22 protein-coding genes are annotated in these 21,642 nt (G+C 34.7%); 13 read left to right on the top strand and 9 right to left on the bottom strand.

Annotation, left to right across the window (positions count from 1 at the left end; genetic code table 11):
- Nucleotides 1–118 precede the first annotated feature (118 nt).
- The 7 genes from EAH81_RS25385 to EAH81_RS25355 all read right to left on the bottom strand — a co-directional run bounded on the left by EAH81_RS25385 (nt 119) and on the right by EAH81_RS25355 (nt 6,062).
- A complete protein-coding gene (locus EAH81_RS25385) occupies nt 119–520 on the bottom strand; it encodes a hypothetical protein (protein ID WP_140511791.1) in 402 nt (133 codons plus the stop codon).
- A 174-nt stretch (nt 521–694) separates the two neighbouring features.
- Entirely contained in the window at nt 695–1,477 is a 783-nt protein-coding gene (locus EAH81_RS25380; protein WP_140511790.1) for an enoyl-CoA hydratase/isomerase family protein, read from the bottom strand.
- 10 nt (nt 1,478–1,487) lie between these two features.
- On the bottom strand, nt 1,488–2,903 hold the full coding sequence (locus EAH81_RS25375; RefSeq protein WP_089354059.1) for an ATP-binding protein: 1,416 nt from the start codon (nt 2,901–2,903) through the stop codon (nt 1,488–1,490).
- A gap of 132 nt (nt 2,904–3,035) precedes the next feature.
- The gene (locus EAH81_RS25370; RefSeq protein WP_140511789.1) at nt 3,036–3,575 is read right to left on the bottom strand and encodes a CopD family protein; all 540 of its coding nucleotides are present in this window, start codon (nt 3,573–3,575) and stop codon (nt 3,036–3,038) included.
- Nucleotides 3,576–3,663: 88 nt separating this feature from the next.
- A complete protein-coding gene (gene hemH, locus EAH81_RS25365; RefSeq protein ID WP_140511788.1) occupies nt 3,664–4,677 on the bottom strand; it encodes a ferrochelatase in 1,014 nt (337 codons plus the stop codon).
- Between the two features lie 97 nt (nt 4,678–4,774).
- The gene (locus tag EAH81_RS25360) at nt 4,775–5,077 is read right to left on the bottom strand and encodes a hypothetical protein (protein WP_140511787.1); all 303 of its coding nucleotides are present in this window, start codon (nt 5,075–5,077) and stop codon (nt 4,775–4,777) included.
- A gap of 112 nt (nt 5,078–5,189) precedes the next feature.
- Entirely contained in the window at nt 5,190–6,062 is an 873-nt protein-coding gene (locus EAH81_RS25355; RefSeq protein WP_140511786.1) for a helix-turn-helix domain-containing protein, read from the bottom strand.
- A 227-nt stretch (nt 6,063–6,289) separates the two neighbouring features.
- Between EAH81_RS25355 and hemA the strand changes: the two genes are divergently transcribed.
- From hemA to EAH81_RS25290, 13 genes are all read left to right on the top strand, one after another.
- Nucleotides 6,290–7,540, top strand: coding sequence for a glutamyl-tRNA reductase (gene hemA, locus EAH81_RS25350; protein WP_140511785.1), 1,251 nt, complete (start codon nt 6,290–6,292; stop codon nt 7,538–7,540).
- Nucleotides 7,541–7,691: 151 nt separating this feature from the next.
- Nucleotides 7,692–8,099: a GxxExxY protein gene (locus EAH81_RS25345; protein WP_140511784.1), complete on the top strand. Its 408-nt coding sequence runs from the start codon at nt 7,692–7,694 to the stop codon at nt 8,097–8,099.
- Nucleotides 8,100–8,266: 167 nt separating this feature from the next.
- Complete coding sequence (hemC, locus tag EAH81_RS25340; RefSeq protein ID WP_140511783.1) at nt 8,267–9,190, top strand: hydroxymethylbilane synthase; 924 nt, start codon at nt 8,267–8,269, stop codon at nt 9,188–9,190.
- Nucleotides 9,190–9,855 (top strand): uroporphyrinogen-III synthase, encoded by a 666-nt coding sequence (locus tag EAH81_RS25335; protein ID WP_140511782.1) that lies wholly within the window; start codon nt 9,190–9,192, stop codon nt 9,853–9,855. Before hemC ends, EAH81_RS25335 begins: the two co-directional genes overlap by 1 nt.
- Nucleotides 9,856–9,958: 103 nt before the next feature.
- The gene (gene hemE / locus EAH81_RS25330) at nt 9,959–10,984 is read left to right on the top strand and encodes a uroporphyrinogen decarboxylase (protein ID WP_140511781.1); all 1,026 of its coding nucleotides are present in this window, start codon (nt 9,959–9,961) and stop codon (nt 10,982–10,984) included.
- A 76-nt stretch (nt 10,985–11,060) separates the two neighbouring features.
- Nucleotides 11,061–11,438 carry a hypothetical protein gene (locus EAH81_RS25325; protein ID WP_140511780.1) on the top strand — a complete coding sequence of 126 codons (378 nt, stop codon included), beginning with the start codon at nt 11,061–11,063 and terminating at the stop codon, nt 11,436–11,438.
- Nucleotides 11,439–11,440: 2 nt separating this feature from the next.
- Complete coding sequence (locus tag EAH81_RS25320; RefSeq protein WP_140511779.1) at nt 11,441–11,992, top strand: GNAT family N-acetyltransferase; 552 nt, start codon at nt 11,441–11,443, stop codon at nt 11,990–11,992.
- A 120-nt stretch (nt 11,993–12,112) separates the two neighbouring features.
- Nucleotides 12,113–13,015, top strand: a complete 903-nt coding sequence (hemF, locus tag EAH81_RS25315) for an oxygen-dependent coproporphyrinogen oxidase (RefSeq protein WP_140511778.1) — start codon at nt 12,113–12,115, stop codon at nt 13,013–13,015.
- A gap of 73 nt (nt 13,016–13,088) precedes the next feature.
- On the top strand, nt 13,089–14,030 hold the full coding sequence (locus tag EAH81_RS25310; RefSeq protein WP_140511777.1) for a DUF4421 family protein: 942 nt from the start codon (nt 13,089–13,091) through the stop codon (nt 14,028–14,030).
- 45 nt (nt 14,031–14,075) lie between these two features.
- Nucleotides 14,076–14,978, top strand: coding sequence for a fructose bisphosphate aldolase (locus EAH81_RS25305; protein WP_241676658.1), 903 nt, complete (start codon nt 14,076–14,078; stop codon nt 14,976–14,978).
- 79 nt (nt 14,979–15,057) lie between these two features.
- Nucleotides 15,058–16,050, top strand: a complete 993-nt coding sequence (gene hemB / locus EAH81_RS25300) for a porphobilinogen synthase (protein ID WP_140511776.1) — start codon at nt 15,058–15,060, stop codon at nt 16,048–16,050.
- Nucleotides 16,051–16,052: 2 nt separating this feature from the next.
- Nucleotides 16,053–16,454 (top strand): c-type cytochrome, encoded by a 402-nt coding sequence (locus EAH81_RS25295; protein ID WP_140511775.1) that lies wholly within the window; start codon nt 16,053–16,055, stop codon nt 16,452–16,454.
- A 90-nt stretch (nt 16,455–16,544) separates the two neighbouring features.
- Nucleotides 16,545–16,997 carry a GyrI-like domain-containing protein gene (locus tag EAH81_RS25290; protein ID WP_140511774.1) on the top strand — a complete coding sequence of 151 codons (453 nt, stop codon included), beginning with the start codon at nt 16,545–16,547 and terminating at the stop codon, nt 16,995–16,997.
- Between the two features lie 335 nt (nt 16,998–17,332).
- Here the strand turns inward: EAH81_RS25290 and EAH81_RS25285 are convergent, their stop codons facing one another.
- Both EAH81_RS25285 and EAH81_RS25280 read right to left on the bottom strand, forming a co-directional pair.
- Entirely contained in the window at nt 17,333–19,393 is a 2,061-nt protein-coding gene (locus EAH81_RS25285) for a M13 family metallopeptidase (protein ID WP_140511773.1), read from the bottom strand.
- Nucleotides 19,394–19,541: 148 nt separating this feature from the next.
- Nucleotides 19,542–21,602: a M13 family metallopeptidase gene (locus EAH81_RS25280; protein WP_140511772.1), complete on the bottom strand. Its 2,061-nt coding sequence runs from the start codon at nt 21,600–21,602 to the stop codon at nt 19,542–19,544.
- Nucleotides 21,603–21,642 lie beyond the last annotated feature (40 nt).

The following is a 21,642-nucleotide window of genomic DNA, read 5'->3' as shown; positions in this document are numbered from 1 at the left end:
TTTGTCAGACAGAGCGGGTATTCTAGCCCCGATAGTAGTGAAAATCCTTTTGTGGCGGGGTTCGCCACAAAAGATTGAAACGGATAGCGGGATTAGCTCCTAAAACAAATTATAATCATTAAACTATCCCCTTCTCGATCATTTCCAGCATTACAGGAGATGCATTTTTAAACGTTGGTTCCTGCTCAACAATACTTCCTGCATTCTTTTTGTTTACTTTGAAAGTCACATCATTAACAGTAGTAAATAACAAAGCTGTCAAAAACGGATTTTTAATATAGGTTCCTAAAACTAATAACGCTTCGTCTAAAGGGTGAATGCTTTCTAGTTCTTCGGTTTTGTAGCGTGTTGTTAACGAAATCGAATAGGTATTGTCTTCGTTTAAAACTAAACGGAAATAGATGTTCTTGATTTCGGTATCGCCAATGGTTTTTGCTAAAGTTAATTTGGCAAAAGTACCGGCTTGAATGCTTTCTTTGACGCGTTCGCAAAAAAGAGCAAATATAGGTTCGTATGACATGATTTTTATTTTTTAGTTGCTATCCCGAAGCTTCGGGACTAAGATGCTAAGTCACTAAGTTTTTAATTACTTTGAACAGTTTTGTGCTATTTTACCACAGAGCTGCACTAAGTTTTTTGCAGAGTTACACAAAGCTTTGCTTAAAATTTTCTTTGTGTTACTCTGTGTTATAACTTATTTCCCTGTAAATTCTGCTTTGCGTTTTTCTAAGAATGCAGTTGTTCCTTCTTTAAAATCCTGAGTTCCGAAACATTTTCCGAATGATTTTATCTCGGTATCAAAACCGTTTTTACCGTCAGTATAATTGGCATTGATTGCTTTTATCGCTTTGCTTATTGCAAAAGGAGCATTTTTAATGATTTTTTGCGCAATTCCGTTTGCAAATTCAAGAAGTTCAGCTTGCGGCACCACATGATTTACAAGACCGAATTGTTTTGCCTCATCAGCAGAAACCATTGCTGCGGTCATGATCATTTCCATCGCACGACCTTTACCTACTAATTGTGGCAAACGCTGTGTTCCTCCGTAACCCGGAATCAAACCTAAAGTTACTTCGGGTAATCCCATTTTGGCATTGTCTGATGCTACTCTAAAATGACAAGCCATTGCCAGTTCTAATCCGCCTCCAAGAGCAAAACCATTTACGGCAGCAATTACAGGTTTCTTTAAATTTTCGATAAAATCAAATAAGCTTTCTTGTCCTTCAGCGGCTAATTGTGCGCCTTCGATAATAGTATAATTTGCAAATTCCGAAATATCGGCTCCGGCAACAAATGCTTTTTCGCCACTTCCGGTGATTATAATAACACGAACATCATCATTTTTACCCAATAATTTAATTGCTTTACTCAAGTCGCTGATCGTAGCTTTGTTTAACGCATTTAATTTTGTCGGACGATTAATGGTTACGGTTGCAATTTTTTCTTCAATCGAGATTAAAAGATTTTCGTAGTTCATGACGCTGGTTTTATGAGTTTGTGATAGGCAAAGAAACTCTAAATGTGGTTCCTTTTCCGTAAGTTGATTCAAAGGTAATTGTTCCTTTGTAATTTTCTATGATGTTTTTTATAATTCCGAGTCCAAGTCCCATTCCACTAGTTTTAGTGGTGAATTTTGGTTCGAATATTCTACTGATATCCAATTTCTGGATTCCGATACCGTTGTCTTTTACCGCAATTTCAACATTGTTGTTTCTGCGTTTTACCGTAACAACAATAGATTTATGAAACTGACTTTCGGGAATCGCCTGAGTTGCATTTTTAACCAAATTCGTAATCACACGAATCAATTGCGTACGATCCATTTTGGAGATGATTTCTTCCTCTTCGCTTTCGAAAACAATATAATCTTCGTTGAAAATATCCAACGCCAATTCAACAACTTCCACCACATTTAAGGTTTCGTTTTGCTGTGCGGGCATTGAAGCAAAATTCGAAAACGCCGAAGCTACCGCCGTCATCGTATCAATTTGCTGAATTAAGGTTTCGGAATAATCGTTTAATTTCTGTTTTACGTCAGGAGCTGTCGGATCAAACTTTCGTTGAAAACTCTGAACCGTTAACCTCATCGGCGTAAGCGGATTTTTAATTTCGTGCGCCACTTGTTTCGCCATTTCGCGCCAAGCTTCTTCACGCTCACTTTGTGCCAGTTTTATAGCGCTGGTTTCTAGTTTATCCACCATTCCGTTATAAGCTTTTATCAAAAAGTTGACTTCTTTGCTATTAGCTTCTAAAACAATCTTCTCGTTTTTCTGATCTAAATTGGTTTCTTCTAAACGATCTGAAATGGTTTTCAGTGATTTTGTAATATAAGTCGAAAGGAAATAAGCTAATGCAAAAGCCACAACCAACATAAATGAATATACCTGACTTAACCGAATCAGGAAAGTATTCAATTCGTTGTCATAATAACCATCATCTTCTAAATAAGGAAGATTTAAAATCCCAAGTGGTTTAAATTTTTCGTCTTTAATTAAACTATACGAAGATCGATTTTTGACTCCATCGATGGTTTTAATATCTACAAAACGCTTTTCGATCGAAGAACGCACTAGTTTCAGAATATAATCTGGAACCGGCGGCGCTACTTTATCAACCGCAAAGGATTCTTTGGATGATTTTAGCAATTTCCCGTCAAGGCTGTAAATATTGATTTCGATTTTGTGAATCTGTGCTAATTCGTGGATTTTATCTTTAAAGATTAAATCCAGATTCGCTGTTTTTAAAGGATAAGTCGTCGTAGAAAGCACATAATTGATATGTTCTTTTACTGCATTTTCTTTTCGCTCGAGACGTTCCTGATGATATTCTTTGGCTTCATTCTTAAACTGAATTATCGATATGGAAGCCAATAAAAAAGATGCCACAACAATCAATACAATCATCGAAAGGAATATCCTAACACGAAGAGAAAGCATCGACATTTTGAAGTTGTTAAACATAAATTTTCTTTTTCAGTCGCAGTCGCAGTTTTCAGCGACAGATTAGAAACTGTGACTGAAAACTGAGACTGAATACTATTTTCTCTCGCGAATACGTTTATAAAATCGGAAACCAAGCATTATTATAATTGAGAATAAAAAGATTCCAATTACGCCGAAAATCCAGTTGATGGCACTTTTTACAATTATTAAAAAAACTACAGCAAATAGTATAATTGTTGCACCTTCATTCCATAAACGCATAAAATTGTTAGAATATTTTACCTCATCATTCTGTAATTGCTTAAAAATCTGATGACATTTTGCATGATATAAGTACAGTGCAAAAACGAAACCAAATTTAACCTGCATATAATCCAAATATATTAATCCAGGATTGAGATACAATAAACTAAAAGCAAAAATACTTGCCAAAATTGCTGATGGCCACGTAATAATATACCACAAACGATACGTCATTATTTTGTATTGTGCTTGTAAAATTTCCTTTTCAGGAGATGGTTTTTCGTTGGCTTCAATTTGGTACACAAACAAACGCACAATATAAAACAAACCTGCAAACCAAGTTATTACAAAAATAAGATGCAGTGATTTTAAGTAGTTATAATATTCCATACTTTTTGTTTCAAGTTTGAGGTTTCAGGTTTTTTTTAAAGTTGATTTTTACGCAACAATCTTTGTTCTTTACTCTTTACTCTATTTTCTATTTAGCCCAATTATTAATCCAATTCCCAACTGTATGACACCACTCATCATCATCGTTCAAACACGGAATTGCTAAGAAATTTTCACCTCCTTTTGCTTCGAAATCTTCTTTGGCGCGCATAGCGATTTCTTCAAGGGTTTCTAAACAATCCGAGACGAAAGCTGGAGTTACAACCGCCAGATTCTTGATTCCTTTTGCTGGCATATTATCAATTTCAACATCAGTATAAGGCTCTAACCATTTGTCTCCCGCTAAACGAGATTGAAAAGTAAGACTGTATTTATCTTCAGGAAGTCCTAATAATTTAACGACTTGTTTTGTAGTTTCATAACATTGATGACGGTAACAAAAATCGTGCGCCGATGAAGGTGTGTTACAACAAGAACCATCAATTTTGCAATGTGATTTGGTTACATCGGTTTTGCGAATATGACGCTCGGGAATACCATGATACGAAAACAATAAATGATCATAATCAAAACCCACTAAATGTTTCTGAATTGAGTCTGCCAGATTCTTGATATAATCCGGTTTATTATAAAACGCAGGAACATCAGTAAAAGTCATTTGTGGAAATTCCTTTTTACGGATTTCTTCGGCTTTCACTAAAATAGTCAAAGTAGAAGCCATTGCATATTGTGGATATAACGGAAAAAGCAACACTTCGGTAACTCCTTTATCGTGCAATTCCTGAAGTCCTTTTTCGATCGTCATACTTCCGTAACGCATTGCCAATGAAACCGGAACATTTACTAATGGTTGAACTTTCTTTTGCATTCTTTCAGAAAGAACTACTAACGGAGAACCTTCTTCCCACCAAATTTTCGCGTAAGCGTGCGCTGATTCTTCTGGTCTTTTTCTTAAAATAATTCCACGAACTAAAAAAGCTCTTAACAAATACGGAACATCAATCACGTATTTATCCATTAAAAATTCGTCTAAATATGGTTTTACATCTTTTGTAGTTGGACTTTCTGGAGATCCTAAGTTTACTAATAATACGCCTTTCATTTATTCTTTGCTTTAGGCTTTAAGCTCTTGGCTTTAAGCTTTGTTTTTAATTTTTGTCAAAAGTAGAACTTGTTACTTTTTAGAAATATGATAATTATTACTTTTTATTTATACTCTGATTTGTAAAATTGATTTGCTCCTTCTCCTGATCTTTTCTTTTTTGTTTGTCTACTGTCAAACATTCAATTTCTCCATTTTCTATATTGACAAAGGCAATACTGTTTTTTCCAAAAGAAACTTTTAATGTTCCACTTCTTATAAAAATAGAATTAATTTCAACTTTACTTTTCCCACACTTTTTAACAACATCAGCTTTCCATTTAATAGTTTCATTTTGAATTGCTATCAAGATTTCACTTTTCTTTTCTATATAAAAAGTTATTCCTCCTGAATACTCCATTCCTTCTAATTTCGTCAACTTATAATAATCAATTTTCGAAATTTCCTGAGCGCTCGTGTTTTGAAATCCCAACAGAACGAGAAGTGTAAGAAAAACAACATTTTTCATCAATTTAGACATTCGTATTAATTGACATCAGGTATTTCTTTGGAGTTGTGGCAAACTTTTTCTTGAACGCCGCAATAAAATGACTTCCGGTACTATAGCCTATTTTCAATCCTACTTCGTTTACATTATAAGATCCGCTGTCGAGAAGTTTTCGGGCGAAATCCATTTTATAATCAAATAGAAAACCATAAACCGTATCGCCGTAAATTTGCTTGAAACCCATTTTAAGTTTCTTCAAATTCAAACCTATTTCATCTGCCAACTCTTGTAATCCTGGCGGTTCAGCCATATTGGCGATGATAATTTCTTTGGCTTTTCTAATCTTCAGAACGTTATCTTCATCAATCAAAAACGGACATTGTTCTGCGTTTGGATCTTCGGTTCTGTTAAAATATAAACTCAGTAATTCATATCCTTTTCCTTTATAATAAAGATTTTTTATGGACGGATGTAAGTTATAATGAAATAGTTGACTCAAAACAATTGCCATAGACGGACTTATATTTCCTTCGTTATAATACTTTTTGTCCTTATTGTCCGGACTTAAGAAAGTAATATAATCTGCTTCGGCAGAAAACAACGCGTGAAATTTCTTAATAGAAACAATTACCGAAATCACCCACGAATTTGGAGCCAACTCTAAATTGAGTGGTAATTCTTTCTGTGGATTGTACAAAAGCAACGATTTTTCTTCTTTCAAATCTAAAGCGTAACTGCCTTGATTAAACAAGAATTTGGCATTGCCTTTTATCCCGAAGTGAAACTGTATCAGCCCACTACCAACTTCATGCTGCCCGAAAAAAGGTTCCGGACTGTCGTTTTGAAAACGGATAAGCGTAAAGTCGTCTTCAATTTTTATAATTTCCTGAGAACTCATAGCGATATTTTTTTTAGATAAAAATCAAAGCTAACACAGAATGTTATTTAGAATCACTCTAAACAAATCAATTCAAACAACTTGATTTTGCTACAAAAATACTTCTTTTTGAATAAAAACAGACGTTTAGAAACAAAAAAACATATAGCGACACAAATAGTACTTTGAGCGTTACTTTTGTAAACACTATAATGATAATTTTGTTGCACTTTTATGAAAGTGAATTTATGGAAAACAATAACGTACCGAAACACCTATATTTTTACTCAGTTGGTCTGAGTTATAAAAAAGCTGATGCTGAGGTCAGAGGTCAATTTAGTTTGGATGCAGTTGCCAAAACACGTTTACTGGAACAAGCTAAAACAGAAGGAATAGAAAGTCTAATTGTTACTTCGACTTGCAACAGAACCGAGATCTACGGTTTTGCCGAACACCCTTTTCAATTAATAAAGCTAATTTGCGATAATAGCAATGGATCTGTGGATGCTTTTCAAAAAGTAGGATTCGTTTATAAAAATCAGGAAGCAATTAATCATATGTTTCGTGTTGGAACTGGTTTAGACAGTCAAATCTTAGGCGATTTTGAAATTATATCCCAAATCAAGACAAGTTTTGCTCATTCTAAATCTATGAATTTATCAAATGCTTTCTTAGAAAGATTAGTAAACGCGGTGATTCAGGCAAGTAAAAAAATCAAAAACGAAACAGAAATCAGTTCTGGAGCGACTTCGGTTTCTTTTGCGTCGGTACAATACATTATCAAAAATGTAGAAGATATCGGTAATAAAAACATTTTACTTTTCGGAACAGGAAAAATCGGAAGAAATACTTGCGAAAATCTTGTAAAACATACTAAAAACGAACATATCACCTTAATAAACCGAACTAAAGATAAAGCTGAGAAATTAGCAGGAAAACTAAATTTGATTGTTAAGGATTATTCAGAGTTACACTTGGAACTTCAAAAAGCTGATCTAGTTGTCGTTGCAACGGGCGCTCAAAACCCAACGGTTGACAAAGCAATCCTGAATCTAAAAAAACCTTTATTGATTTTAGATTTGTCGATTCCGAAGAACGTTCATGAAAATGTAGAAGACTTAGAAGGTGTAACGTTGATTCACATGGATTATTTGTCGCAATTGACAGATGAAACTCTTGAAAACAGAAAATTACACATTCCTGCTGCCGAAGCAATTATCGAAGAAGTAAAAGAGGAATTTGTTATCTGGACAAAAGGAAGAAAATTTGCTCCAACTATAAATGCTTTGAAAGAAAAACTGAATGCTATTAAAGTTTCGGAATTAGATTTTCAAAGTAAAAAAATTGCAGATTTCAACGAAGCTCAAGCTGAAATCATCAGTAACAGAATCATTCAAAAAATCACTACACATTTTGCAAACCACTTAAAAGACGACGATACCATGGTTGATGAAAGCATCGAATGGATTGAAAAAGTCTTCAAAATAAAAGCATCCTAGTTTTTTACCATTAAGATATTAAGTTAATTAAGCTTTGCGGTTAAAAACATGACAATCTATTAGGCATATAAGAGAATTAAGCGTTATCCTTTTTACAAGAAGCTGCCTTAATAAACTTAATATCTTAATGGTAAAAAGAATAAAAAGTTCTATGACAAAAAAAGAGGTAACACAATTAGCATATGAAATAACAGGTTTTGCTATAAAAGTGCATAAAGCTTTGGGACCTGGACTTTTAGAAAGCATTTATGAACAATGCCTCAAATACGAATTAGAACAAAATGGATATGAGGTCAAACAACAATTAGTAGTTAAAATAGATTATTACGACCTTGAATTAGAATCTGATTTAAGAATTGATTTACTTGTAAATGACTGTGTAGTTGTTGAACTAAAAACAATAGAAAATCTTTTACCAATTCACGAAGCACAATTACTAACATACATGAAATTATTGCAAAGACCTCAAGGCTTGTTAATTAACTTTAATACTCTCAACATAACAAAATCAATGAAACCACTTGTAAATGATCATTTTGCAAGATTAATAGATCAATAACTTAAATTAAACATAGTTTAATAAAAAAGTAATTGAACCATTAAGAGATTAAGAAAAATTAAGCAAAGCATGCTTAATCAACTTAATGATAAAAAATTCAACACAATGCTTAATTACCTTAATATCTTAATGGTAAAAAAACAAAAAAACTTGGTTTTAAATAAATAATGGCTGAAAAAACAATTAGAATTGGAACTCGCGATAGCGAATTGGCACTTTGGCAAGCACATACTGTCGAAAAGAAACTAAATGATTTAGGGTACAAAACCTCAATTGTTGCGGTAAAATCACAAGGCGATATTATTCTTGACAAACCGTTGTACGAACTTGGAATCACTGGAATTTTTACCAAAACATTAGATATTGCTATGATTAATGGTGATATTGATATTGCGGTTCATTCTATGAAAGATGTTCCTACGGCTTTACCAAAAGGAATTGTGCAGGCAGCCGTTTTAGAAAGAGCGAATGTTCTGGATATTTTAGTTCATAAAGGAAATCCTGATTTTACGAATCCAAGTACTATTGCAACCGGAAGTTTACGTCGCCAGGCGCAATGGTTCAATAAATACCCAAATCATACGGTGGTTGATTTACGTGGAAACGTAAACACGCGCATGCAAAAATTACAAGATAATAACTGGGATGGAGCTGTTTTTGCCGCTGCAGGTTTGGAGCGCATTAACCTAAAACCGGGAAATTATATAGATTTAGACTGGATGATTCCTGCGCCTGCACAAGGAGCAATGCTAGTGGTGGCGATGGAAAATGACAATTATACGCTCGATGCACTTTCGCAATTAAACCATATCGAAACTGAAATTTGTACTTATATCGAACGTCAATTTTTAAGAACGCTGGAAGGCGGTTGTACCGCGCCAATCGGGGCTTTGGTGAAATATAACGAAGATGAAGACACTTTACACTTTCAAGGTGTTTTACTTTCTGTTGATGGAAAACAAAAACTTGAAGTCGACAAAACAGTTGACATTGCAGAATGGAAAAAATTAGGATTCTTCGCCGCTCAGGAAATCCTGAACAATGGCGGAGCCGAATTAATGGCATCTATTAAAGAATCTTTAAAAAAATAATGAGTAAATCAATTCAAATATTATCTACAAAAAAGCTTTCGGGCGAACAAAAACAAGCATTGGTAAAAGCCAATATTGAAGTTCACGAAGCAGATTTCATTCAAACGCAAAATAAATCTTTCGAATTAAAAGACCTCAACGAAAATTTGATTTTCACAAGTCAAAATGCCGTTCACAGCGTTTTATCAGATCCTAAATCTGAACAATTAAAAAACAAGAACGTATTTTGTGTTGGTTTAAAAACCAAGATCCTTTTGTCTGAAAGTGGCTTTAATGTTGTCGCTTACACAGGTTATGCGTCAGATTTAGCCGAAATTATCACTTTGATTTATCGCAGTGAAAGCTTTACGTTTTTCAGTGGAAACCTTCGTAGAGAAACTTTACCAAAAGCTTTGAAAGATGCCGATGTTAAACTAAATGAAATTCAGGTTTATGATACTTCATTAACGCCTCAGAAAATAAAAACTGCCGTTGATGGCATCTTATTTTTTAGTCCATCCGGCGTTGAAAGTTATTTGAAAGACAATACTATTAAGAAAGAAAAGTGCTTTTGCATTGGAGAAACCACAGCCGAAGCTTTAGATAAAATTACAAAAAACATCATTATTGCTGATCAGCCAACGGTCGAAGACGTAATCGAAGATGTAATTGAAGAATATAAATAACGAACAAGATTTCCTGCAAGGTTTCCAAAACCTTGTAGGTATAAATTAATCAACAACAATACCTACAAGGTTCTGGAAACCTTGCAGAATAAACAAATAAGAAATGTTAAAAAACGACCTATTTTTAAAAGCATTAAAAGGAGAAACTGTTCAACGTCCGCCAGTATGGATGATGCGTCAAGCTGGAAGATATTTACCTGAATTTATCGCTTTGCGTGATAAATATGATTTCTTTACCCGTTGTCAGACTCCGGAATTGGCAGCAGAAATCACCGTTCAGCCTATTCGCAGAATTGCTCCGGATGCAGCGATTTTATTCTCAGATATTCTAGTTGTTCCGCAAGCAATGGGAATCGAAGTTTTGATGAAAGAGAATTTTGGTCCGTTTTTACCAAATCCAATTCGTTCATTGGCTGATGTTCACAGAGTTTACGTTCCGGATATTCAGGAAAGTTTGGGTTACGTAATGGATGCTATTAAATTGACCAAAGAAATGCTGAACGACGAAGTGCCTTTAATTGGTTTCGCTGGTTCGCCTTGGACAATCTTCTGTTATGCTGTTGAAGGAAAAGGTTCTAAAAGTTTTGATACTGCAAAAGGTTTCGCTTTTTCAAACCCGGCTGCAGCACATACATTATTACAAAAAATCACAGATACTACCATTTTATATTTAAAAGAAAAAGTAAAAGCAGGAGTTGATGCTGTTCAGATTTTTGATTCTTGGGGAGGAATGCTTTCTCCGGTTGATTATCAGGAATTCTCATGGAAGTATATCAATCAAATCGTTGAAGCTTTGGCAGATCATGCTCCGGTTATTGTTTTCGGAAAAGGATGTTGGTTTGCTCTTGGCGAAATGGGTAAAAGTAGAGCGTCTGCTCTTGGTGTAGACTGGACATGTTCCCCTAGAAATGCTCGTTATTTGTCTGGTGGAAATATTACGTTACAAGGAAATTTTGATCCGTCAAGATTACTTTCTCCAATTCCAACTATCAAAAAAATGGTTCACGAAATGATCGACGAATTCGGAAAAGATAAATATATCGTAAATTTAGGTCATGGAATTTTACCAAATATTCCTGTAGACCATGCAAAAGCGTTTATCGACGCGGTTAAGGAATACGGGAATTAATATGCAGTTTTCAGTCGCAGTTTTCAGTCTCTACTTTAAAACTGAAAACTGCGACCGAGACTGAAAACTCAAAATCATGCTAAACAAAGGCCTTAGAGACGAAGAAAGTATCAGAATAGAGAATACTCTAAGAACTTTGCATGCACTTATTTTTGTTCCTAAATTTTGGAATGCCGAAGACATAAGTCTTATAGATGAGCAACTAAAAAGTTTTGGATTAAGCTTACAGAGAACTATTGAAATACCAGAAGAAGAACTAATCATTCTATTACAACAATGTCATTTAGATTGGAATCAGCAGGAACAATTTGCAGATATATTAGTTGCCTTATCGCAAGAAAAACAATTTAAATTTTTAGGCAAAGCACTTGCCATTTACCAATATATTCAACAAGAAAGCAAAGTATTTTCATTTGGAATAAATATCAAAATTGCTTCCGCTAAAAACAAATAAAGATGAGTTTTACAGATTGGAAAACAGAAACAATTAGCAGTATTCTTCCGGAAGAGTTTTACTACCTCATCGAAAAGAATAAAAACCACATTGAAAAGACTTTTCCTGTAACGCTATCACATTGTCTTGATCTGGAGAAAACAAAGCAATTTATTGTTTTTAACCAAAATATAGAAAATCAGAAAGAAGGATACTTTTTTTACCCAAGAGATCTAAAAACCAATACTTTAATTGGTTATTTATGTGTTAAAAGTATTAATCTTCGACTATCAAAATGTGAATTAGGCTATTTTGTTGATGAAGATTTTCAAGGAAAAGGAATTACCTCAAAAGTGGTTTCAGAAGCATTAGATTTTTGCTTCAATACTTTAAACATGAATAAGGTATTTATTTGTACTTCAAAAATCAACAAAGCAAGTCAGCAAATTGCCTTGAAACATCACTTTAAACAAGAAGGAATATTACGTGAAGAATTCACCACTGGCGACGGAACATTTGAAGATGTCGTTTATTTTGGATTACTCAAATCAGAATATAATAGCAATGAAAGATAAAATTCTGATTACAAGAGGTAAATCACTTGGTTACAGATTGTAACTAACTGGAAATCGAAGAAAAGACAGGTGAAAAAGTAGTTAACAAACTAAATGCCACTGATTAAAAGAATTGAAATAATGAAAGATAAATTTTACGCATACATACAAAAACTGCAAGACCAGATTTGCGCCGGATTAGAAGCTGTGGACGGAACAACAAAATTCCGTGAAGACCTTTGGAAACGTCCTGAAGGCGGTGGTGGAAGAACGCGTGTTATTGAAAATGGAAATGTTTTCGAAAAAGGCGGTGTAAACATTTCAGCCGTTCATGGGAAATTACCGGAAGCGATGCAAAAAATGTTTGGCGTTGGTGAAGCTGATTTCTTTGCTTGCGGACTGAGTTTGGTTTTACATCCTAAAAACCCGATGGTTCCTACTGTGCACGCTAATTGGCGATACTTTGAAATGTATGATGAACATGGAAAAGTGATTGAACAATGGTTTGGCGGCGGACAGGATTTAACGCCTTATTATTTGTTTGAAGAAGATGCAAAACACTTTCATCAAACTTGTAAAACGGCTTGCGATAAACACAATCCTGAGTTTTATCCAAAATATAAAAAACAATGTGATGCTTATTTCTGGAATGCCCATAGAAATGAAGCCCGCGGAATTGGCGGTTTGTTCTTTGATTATTGCAAAGCAAATGAAGAAATGTCAATGGAAGATTGGTACAATTTTGTAACCGAAATTGGAAATAGTTTCCTTGAAGCATATGTTCCAATTGTGGAAAGAAGAAAAGTTTTAGAATATACAGCTGAAAACAGAACATGGCAGGAAATTCGTCGTGGTCGTTATGTTGAGTTTAATTTAGTTCACGACAAAGGCACTTTATTCGGATTGAAAACCAACGGAAGAATTGAGAGTATTTTGATGAGTTTACCTCCACACGTGCAATGGGTTTATGATCATCATGCAGAAGCAGGAAGCATTGAAGAAAAATTGGTAAATGTATTAGAAAATCCGGTTGACTGGATTTAAACCCAAAAAGTGTAAATCATTAAAAGCCAATATGTTTATATAAATTTTGTAAATTTATTTTAATATTTAGTAAATGAAATTAAAACTGATTTATATAGTGTTTTTTGGAAGCGTTTTTGGGTGTTTTGCCCAAAAGGATACGCTACAGAATCCCTATTTTAAATCGTATAATGATAAAGTTACGGCTAGTATTTATTATTTAGACACTTCTAATAGTTTTCAAATTGGTTTTGATTCCGAAGGCAAAAAAAAATATCTGGATCTTACTCCAAACCGACGTGAACAATTAGGCTTAAGTTTGAGTTTTCAATTTGTCGATATCAGTTTAGGTTTTGCACCAAAGTTTTTTAGCGAAAACAAAGACAACTCCGATTCTAAATTATTTAGTTTTAATACCCGATTTTATTATAAAAAATGGATGCAATCTTTCACTTTCATCAATCAAAAAGGGTTTTATGCCAGTGAAGAAACTATTCAGGTAGGATTTCCGCGAATGCGAACCACAAAAATTGGAGGATCAACATCATATGTTTTTAATGATAATTTCTCATATAAAACATTAGTCAATCAGAACGAATGGCAAACCAAAAGTTCAGGAAGTTTTATTCCGAGTTTTTCGTTTTACTACACCAATCTTAATTTGAATGATGTCCCTAATTCATCAAATGGTGATATTTATGTTTTTTCGCTAGCTCCCTCCTATTTTTATAATTTTGTTATCAGTGATCATATTTTAATTGGTTCGGGACTTGCCCTTGGAGCAGGAATTAATGATGTTGACGGAGAAACCTCAGCTTTGCTTCAATTAGACTTTAATTTAAAGCTTGCCTACAATAGTGATCGTTTTTTCGCTTATACGAGCTTAAACACCGTTAATTTCGTTCAGAATGGTGATGCTGAAGCGCGATTGAATGACAACATATCAACTTTGAAATTCAGTGTGGGATATCGATTTGATCCTCCAAGAAAAGTAAAAGAGGTTTATGAGAAAGTAAATCAAAAAACAGGCTTATAAATATTTATACTAATCCAAAATCTTCAGTCTAAAATTTAAAATATTATGGAAAAGAGAGAGATTAACACGGCAAAATTAAACCAAATGCATTCCGGAAAAGGATTTATCGCCGCATTAGACCAAAGCGGCGGAAGTACCCCAAAAGCGCTGGCACAATACGGCGTACAGGAAAGCAGTTATTCGAATGAAGAAGAAATGTACACACTTGTGCATGAGATGAGGACGCGCATTATTAAAAGCCCTGCATTTGACAGCGAATATATTCTGGGCGCAATCTTGTTTGAAAACACAATGGATCGCAAAATTGACGGACAATGGACTGCTGATTATTTGTGGGAAAAGAAAAATATTGTTCCTTTTTTGAAAGTAGACAAAGGACTTGCTGACCTTGTAAATGGTGTGCAAATTATGAAACCCATTTCCGGTTTAGATGAATTGTTAACACGAGCTGTAGAACGAAATGTTTTTGGAACTAAAATGCGTTCTGTTATTAAAGAAGCAAATGCCGACGGAATTCGCCTGGTTGTTGAACAACAATTTGCTGTTGGTTTACAAATCTTTGCAAAAGGACTTGTGCCAATAATTGAACCTGAAGTCGATATTTATAGTGCAGACAAAGAAAAATCAGAAGAAATTCTGAAAGAAGAAATCAAGAAACAACTTAGTTTACTAGATAAAGATGTAAAAGTGATGCTGAAATTGTCTATTCCAACTGTGAATGACTTTTATAGCGAACTAATGTCCGATCCACATGTTGTGCGTGTTGTTGCATTGTCCGGTGGATATCCACAAGATGAAGCTAATAATAAACTTTCGCAAAATCACGGTTTGATTGCCAGTTTCTCCAGAGCATTATCTGAAGGACTTTTTGCCAATCAGTCTGATGAAGAGTTTAACACGAAACTAAGTAAAACAATTAGAGAGATTTACACCGCTTCAATTACATAAGACAATTAATTCAATTATATAAAAACAGACTTTAAGAGCATCTAAAATCTACAGTCTAAAATCTAAAATTTAAAATATCATGTTCCCATTACAAAGAAACCGTCGTTTAAGAACCAATGAATCAATTCGTTCTTTAGTTCGTGAAACCAGTTTAAGTCCTCAGGATTTTATGCTTCCTATGTTTGTTGCGGAAGGAAAAGATGTAAAAGTTGCCATTCCTTCGATGCCGGGAATCTATCGTCATTCTTTGGATAATACCATTAAAGAAGTAAAAGAAGCTTGGGATTTAGGAATCAAAGCGGTTAATATTTATGTAAAAGTAAGTGATAGCTTAAAAGATAATAAAGGTGTTGAAGCCTGGAACAAAGATGGTTTAATGCAACAAACTATTCGTGCCATAAAAGATGCCGTTCCTGAAATGATTGTAATGCCGGATGTAGCTTTAGATCCGTACTCAATTTATGGTCATGACGGAATTATCGAAAATGGTCAATTGATCAATGATGCGACTGTTGATGCTTTAACCCGAATGAGTTTAAGTCATGCTGAAGCCGGAGCTGATTTTGTTGCGCCAAGTGACATGATGGATGGAAGAGTTTTAGCAATCAGAAAAGCATTGGAACAAAACGGACATCACAATGTTGGAATTATGAGTTATAGTGCCAAATATGCTTCGGCATTTTACGGACCATTTCGTGATGCTTTGGATTCTGCTCCGGTAGATTCTCAAAATATTCCGAAAGACAAAAAGACGTATCAAATGGATTATGCGAACCGAATTGAAGGAATTCGCGAAGCATTATTGGATGTTGAAGAAGGTGCAGATATAGTAATGGTAAAACCCGGAATGGCATATTTAGACATTGTTCGCGAAGTAAAAAATGCCGTTCATGTGCCGGTTGCTGTTTACCAAGTATCTGGTGAGTACGCTATGGTAAAGGCCGCGGCCGAAAGAGGCTGGTTAGATCATGACAAAATTATGATAGAGCAACTATATTGCATTAAGCGTGCGGGTGCGAGTATAATCTCGACTTACTTTGCAAAAGAGGCTGCTGTAATTTTAAACAAATAATAATGAAAAAAGTATTATTCTTATCTGCCGTTTTAGCATTTGCATCTTGCAAAAAAGAGTCAAGTGAAAATCCAACAGAGAACAAAACAGAATCTTATTCAGAAGGAGAATCGGCGAAAGCCAAAACACCGGAAGCTTTAGGTAAAGAAATATTTGAAGGGCAAGGAAACTGTATTTCCTGTCATCAGGTCGATCAAAAAGTAATTGGTCCAAGTTTGCAGGAAATTGCAAAAACCTATAAAGACAAAAAAGGGGATATTGTTACGTTCCTGAAAGGAAATGCAGATCCAATTGTTGATCCAAGTCAGTTTGCGGTTATGAAAACCAACTTCCCTGTAACGCAGGCAATGTCTGACGAGGAACTGAAAGCTATTGAAACTTATATTTACAGCAATTTGAAATAGTGCTTAAAATTATCTTTTTTGATTTACTGTTGACATACTGTTGTCACCGCCATATTATAAATTTGGATTCAAATCAATAATTTAAGTAAAATGAATATTCAAAAATTCAACGTTATCGGGATTTCCGTTAGAACAACTAACGAAAATGGACAATCAGGACAAGATATTCCTGCACTTTTAAAGAAGTTTATAGGTGGAGGAATTGCTGAAAAGATTCCGAATAAAGTAAGCAATGATGTTATTTTCGTTTATACGGATTACGAAAAAGATCATACAAAACCTTATACAACTATTTTGGGATGTGCCGTAGAAAGTTTAGATTCAATTCCGGAAGAAATGACGGGTAAAACTATCGAAGGCGTTCATTACAAGAAATTCACCGCAAGAGGAAACCTCTCTGAAGGCGTTGTTTATAAAGAATGGATGAAAATTTGGAATTCAGATCTGGACAGAAATTTTACATCTGATTTTGAAATTTACGGCGAAAAAGCACAAAATCCCGAAAATGCAGAAGTTGACATTTTCATTGCAATAAATAGATAAAACAAAAACGGCGCTAAGATTAGCGCCGCTTTTATTTTATATATTCCTTGTTCCATTAGGAACATATCATCTGTAGAAAATTATATTAGTATTGGTGTTTTACGTTCCGTAGGAACGTTTGCTTTGACGTCATCATTTTTTTAAACAATCTAACACTCCAAACGTTCCTACGGAACGTAAACTTGACCGGCTACTATTTTTCTACCGATGAAACATTCCTACGGAATGATAAGCTGGTGTAAAAAAATGAAAAGCTTTGTTTTCATTACATTCTTATAAAAAAGGGGCTTTCTCATCTTTTGAGAAAGCCCCTTTTTATATCATACAATAAAAAATTACCAGATTTTAACTCTCTTTTCCGGATCAACATACATTGCATCTCCTTTTTTGATTCCGAAAGCCTGATAAAAAGCATCAACATTCTGAATTGGAACAACGGCTCTGTACATTCCCGGTGAATGCGGATCTGTTTTTACCTGACTTTTAATAGCTTCATCTCTTGATTTTGTTCTCCAAACGGTAGCCCATGAAATAAAGAAACGCTGTTCTGGTGTGAATCCGTCAATTAAACCAGGGTTTCCATTTGCTTTCAAATACAATTGTAATCCATCGTAAGCAGCATTGATTCCGCCTAAATCGCCAATGTTTTCACCTAAAGTAAATTTACCATCAACATGAATTCCCGGTAAAGGCTCTAATGCACTATATTGCGCCGCAAGAGCAGCTCCAAGTGCTGTAAATTGTTTTAAATCATCAGCAGTCCACCAATCAACAAGATTTCCATCTGCATTATAACGTGCACCTGAATCATCAAATCCGTGAGAAATCTCATGCCCGATTACAGCACCAATTCCACCATAATTAACCGCTTCATCAGCTTGGTAATTGTAGAAAGGAGGTTGCAAAATTGCTGCAGGAAAAACAATCTCGTTATAAGATGGATTGAAATAAGCGTTTACAGTTTGTGGTGACATTCCCCATTCTGTTTTATCAACCGGTTTACCCAATTTCGCTAAGTTTTCGGCATAAGCCCATTTTGCTATACTTCTTGAATTATCAAAATAAGTTCCGCCTTCAGTAACATTTTTAAGTTCTAAAGCCGAATAATCTTTCCATTTATCAGGATATCCAATTTTAATGGTTAGTTTCTTCAACTTCTCGATTGCTTTTGCTTTTGTTTCTGTAGACATCCAAGCCAGCGCATTGATTCTGTTTTCGTAAGCTAACATTACATTAGCAATCATATTCTTTGCTTTTTCTTTTGCTTCAGCAGGAAATAACTTTTCTACATACAATTTTCCTAAAGCTTCTCCGGTTGCACCGTTGATTACTTGTAAAGCTACTTCTTCACGCGGACGTTGTTTTAACGCACCTGTTAATGTTTTTCCGTAGAAATCGAAATTAGCATTTTCTATATCAGTCGACAAAATTGAAGCTGATTTGTTTAATAAAGACCATTTTAGATATTCTTTCCAAGCTTCTACTTTCTTCTCAGAAAATGTTTTTTCTAAAGCGATCATATATCTTGGCTGCGCTACATTTACTGTATCTAATTTTGACATTCCAATTCCGGTGAAATATTTATCCCATTGAATTGAAGGTGTATTCTTTTTTAAATCAGCAACAGCAGTTGGATTGTATTGTTTTCTGCGATCTCTGCGCTCAACACGGTCTAATCTTGGAGCGGATAATTCAATTTCTAAAGCTAGAATCTGTTTAGCACTTTCTTTTGCTTTGGCAGAAGATTCACCAATAAACTGCATCATTCTGGCAACGTGTACTTCATATTTTTCACGTTTTTCCTTTGAATCTTTATCATCAGAGTTGTAATAATCTTTATCCGATAATCCTAAACTTCCCGGACTTAAGTTAACCGAGTTTTTGTTACTGTTTTTTGCATCAGCTCCCACATAAACTCCAAAAAAGCCAATACCTCCCTGAGGCTGCATTTCGACAAAGAAATTTTGTAAATCGGTTACGTTTTTAATCGCATCAATTTTTTTTAGATAAGGCTGAAGTGGCGTTACACCGCTTTTATTACGCCCAATAGTATCCATAATAGTATTGAACAAAGCAATTGCTTTACCCTGATCTGTATTCGACTTATATTTTGGATCTTTTGATGCTTCTTTTAAAATTGCAAGTGCATCGTTGTCAGTCTTCTGACGTAATTCATTAAAACTTCCCCATGAATTTCTATCACTCGGAATTTCAGTTTTGTCTAGCCAGGTTCCATTTACGTAACGGAAAAAATCCTGTCCCGGACTAACTTTGGTATCCATATTAGAAAGATTGATACCCGGTTCTTTAGGTTTTGCATTTTGCGCCTCTATAGTTACGCAACAAAGCATTGCTGAAAATGCACAAAACACAGATTTGTTAAGCTGTTTTATCATTTTATTTATAGTGTTTAGTATATACAAATATATTAGTATTCATTTAAAATTTATGTTACAAATTTTAACTAATTGATTGGAAAGATTATGATGAAACTAAAACAAAAAACGGCGCTAAAATTAGCGCCGTTTTTTTATAATTTAAAGATTACCAGATCTTAACTCGTTTGTCTGGACTTATATACATTTTATCTCCGGCTTTAATTCCGAAAGCATCGTAAAACGCATCAACATTCTGAATTGGAACATAAGCTCTGTACATTCCAGGAGAATGCGGATCTGTTTTTACCTGATTCTTAATCGCTTCGTCTCTTGATTTAGTTCTCCAAACCGTAGCCCAGGAAATAAAGAAACGTTGCTCAGGTGTAAATCCGTCAATTAAACCAGGTCTTCCGTGTGCTTTTAAGTACAATTGCAAACCATCGAATGCAGCATTTATACCACCTAAGTCACCAATGTTTTCACCTAAAGTAAATTTACCATCTACGTGAATTCCAGGTAAAGGCTCTAAAGCACTGTATTGATCTGCAAGAGCAGTTCCTAAAGCTGTAAATTGTTTCAAGTCATCAGCAGTCCACCAGTCAACAAGATTTCCTTCAGCATTGTAACGTGCTCCGGAATCATCAAAACCATGTGAAATCTCATGTCCGATTACAGCGCCAATTCCACCATAATTTACAGCTTCATCCGCTTGATAATTATAAAATGGAGATTGTAAAATCGCCGCAGGGAAAACAATTTCGTTGTAAGATGGGTTGTAATAAGCGTTTACAGTTTGTGGTGACATTCCCCACTCTGTCTTATCAACCGGTTTTTTCAATTTCTCGATATCTTCCTTAAAAGTCCATTTTGATAAATTTCTTAGGTTCTCAAAATAACTTCCGCCTTCAGTAACACTTTTAATTTCAAGAGCCGAATAATCTTTCCATTTATCAGGATACCCAACTTTAATGGTAATTTTATTTAATTTCTCGATTGCTTTCACTTTTGTCGCATCAGACATCCACGTTAAATTATTAATACGATTTTTGTATGCCAAAATCACATTGTGAATCATATCCAGCGCTTTTGTTTTTGCTTCAGCAGGAAATACTTTCTCTACATACAATTTACCAAGAGCTTCTCCAATACCACGATTTACAACAGACAAAGCACTTTCTTCGCGAGGTAATTGCTTAATTGCTCCTCTTAAAGTTTTGCTGTAAAAGTCAAAATTTGCAGCTTCGATATCTGTTGTTAATTGTGATGTCGATCTGTTTAACAAAGTCCATTTCAAGTATTCTTTCCATTGTGCAACTTTGTTCTCCGTAAAAACAGTTTGAACTGCTTTCATGTAACGTGGTTCTGTTACAATAACGCTATCCAGTTTTACCAGACCAAGACCTGTAAAATAGGCATCCCATTTAATTGCCGGAGTTAACTTTTGAAGATCAGCAATTGTCATTGGGTTATATTGCAAACGACTGTCTCTGCTCTCAACACGATCCAGTCTTGGAGCTGATAATGTAGTTTCTAAAGCTAAAATTTCGGCAGCACTTTGTTTTGCTTTAGCTGGAGTTTCTCCAATAAACTGCATCATTCTTGCTACATGAAGCTCATATTTTGCACGTTTTTCTTTAGAATCTTTATCGTCTGAATTGTAATAATCTTTATCAGACAATCCTAATCTGCTTACGCCTAAAGCTACAGAGTTCTTAGAACTGTTTTTATCATCGGCACCAATATAAATTCCAAAAAAGTCATTTCCTCCTTCAGGCTCCATCTCAACCAAATATTTTTGAAGATCTGCTACATTTTTAATTGCATCGATTTTCTTTAAATACGGCTGAAGCGGCGCAACTCCTCTTTTGTTTCTTCCAATTGTGTCTAAAACAGTGTTGAATAAGTTCACAGCCTTACCCTGATCGGTGTTTGACTTATACTTTGGGTTTTTTGAAGCATCCTTCAAAATTGCCATCGCATCTTTGTCTGTTTTTTTGATTAATTCATTAAAACTTCCCCAAGTTGTTCTGTCACTTGGAATTTCAGTTTTATCTAACCAGGTTCCGTTTACGTATTGGAAAAAATCCTGGCTTGGGCTAATTTTCGTATTCATATACGAAACATTAATCCCTGGCTCTTTTGGAGCTGTGCTCTGAGCTTGAACTGCAGTAAATGAAAGTATTGCAGAAAAAGCACAAAACAAAGGTTTAGTAAGCTGTTTGTTCATTTTCGAGTGTGATTTTTGTGTACATACAAACTTATTGTTA

It is taken from the genome of Flavobacterium pectinovorum (assembly GCF_006438875.1).
Classification (GTDB): Bacteria; Bacteroidota; Bacteroidia; order Flavobacteriales; family Flavobacteriaceae; genus Flavobacterium; species Flavobacterium pectinovorum_A.
The sequence above is the reverse complement of the archived record's forward strand: the minus strand, read 5'-3'. Positions and strand labels throughout refer to the sequence as shown.

What these genes read in the sequence shown, in the direction of transcription:
- EAH81_RS25385 (WP_140511791.1), bottom strand. Translation starts at nt 520, where the DNA reads ATGTCATACGAACCTATATTTGCTCTTTTTTGCGAACGCGTCAAAGAA.
- EAH81_RS25380 (WP_140511790.1), bottom strand. Translation starts at nt 1,477, where the DNA reads ATGAACTACGAAAATCTTTTAATCTCGATTGAAGAAAAAATTGCAACC.
- EAH81_RS25375 (WP_089354059.1), bottom strand. Translation starts at nt 2,903, where the DNA reads ATGATTGTATTGATTGTTGTGGCATCTTTTTTATTGGCTTCCATATCG.
- EAH81_RS25370 (WP_140511789.1), bottom strand. Translation starts at nt 3,575, where the DNA reads ATGGAATATTATAACTACTTAAAATCACTGCATCTTATTTTTGTAATA.
- hemH (WP_140511788.1), bottom strand. Translation starts at nt 4,677, where the DNA reads ATGAAAGGCGTATTATTAGTAAACTTAGGATCTCCAGAAAGTCCAACT.
- EAH81_RS25360 (WP_140511787.1), bottom strand. Translation starts at nt 5,077, where the DNA reads ATGGAGTATTCAGGAGGAATAACTTTTTATATAGAAAAGAAAAGTGAA.
- EAH81_RS25355 (WP_140511786.1), bottom strand. Translation starts at nt 6,062, where the DNA reads ATGAGTTCTCAGGAAATTATAAAAATTGAAGACGACTTTACGCTTATC.
- hemA (WP_140511785.1), top strand. Translation starts at nt 6,290, where the DNA reads ATGGAAAACAATAACGTACCGAAACACCTATATTTTTACTCAGTTGGT.
- EAH81_RS25345 (WP_140511784.1), top strand. Translation starts at nt 7,692, where the DNA reads ATGACAAAAAAAGAGGTAACACAATTAGCATATGAAATAACAGGTTTT.
- hemC (WP_140511783.1), top strand. Translation starts at nt 8,267, where the DNA reads ATGGCTGAAAAAACAATTAGAATTGGAACTCGCGATAGCGAATTGGCA.
- EAH81_RS25335 (WP_140511782.1), top strand. Translation starts at nt 9,190, where the DNA reads ATGAGTAAATCAATTCAAATATTATCTACAAAAAAGCTTTCGGGCGAA.
- hemE (WP_140511781.1), top strand. Translation starts at nt 9,959, where the DNA reads ATGTTAAAAAACGACCTATTTTTAAAAGCATTAAAAGGAGAAACTGTT.
- EAH81_RS25325 (WP_140511780.1), top strand. Translation starts at nt 11,061, where the DNA reads ATGCTAAACAAAGGCCTTAGAGACGAAGAAAGTATCAGAATAGAGAAT.
- EAH81_RS25320 (WP_140511779.1), top strand. Translation starts at nt 11,441, where the DNA reads ATGAGTTTTACAGATTGGAAAACAGAAACAATTAGCAGTATTCTTCCG.
- hemF (WP_140511778.1), top strand. Translation starts at nt 12,113, where the DNA reads ATGAAAGATAAATTTTACGCATACATACAAAAACTGCAAGACCAGATT.
- EAH81_RS25310 (WP_140511777.1), top strand. Translation starts at nt 13,089, where the DNA reads ATGAAATTAAAACTGATTTATATAGTGTTTTTTGGAAGCGTTTTTGGG.
- EAH81_RS25305 (WP_241676658.1), top strand. Translation starts at nt 14,076, where the DNA reads ATGGAAAAGAGAGAGATTAACACGGCAAAATTAAACCAAATGCATTCC.
- hemB (WP_140511776.1), top strand. Translation starts at nt 15,058, where the DNA reads ATGTTCCCATTACAAAGAAACCGTCGTTTAAGAACCAATGAATCAATT.
- EAH81_RS25295 (WP_140511775.1), top strand. Translation starts at nt 16,053, where the DNA reads ATGAAAAAAGTATTATTCTTATCTGCCGTTTTAGCATTTGCATCTTGC.
- EAH81_RS25290 (WP_140511774.1), top strand. Translation starts at nt 16,545, where the DNA reads ATGAATATTCAAAAATTCAACGTTATCGGGATTTCCGTTAGAACAACT.
- EAH81_RS25285 (WP_140511773.1), bottom strand. Translation starts at nt 19,393, where the DNA reads ATGATAAAACAGCTTAACAAATCTGTGTTTTGTGCATTTTCAGCAATG.
- EAH81_RS25280 (WP_140511772.1), bottom strand. Translation starts at nt 21,602, where the DNA reads ATGAACAAACAGCTTACTAAACCTTTGTTTTGTGCTTTTTCTGCAATA.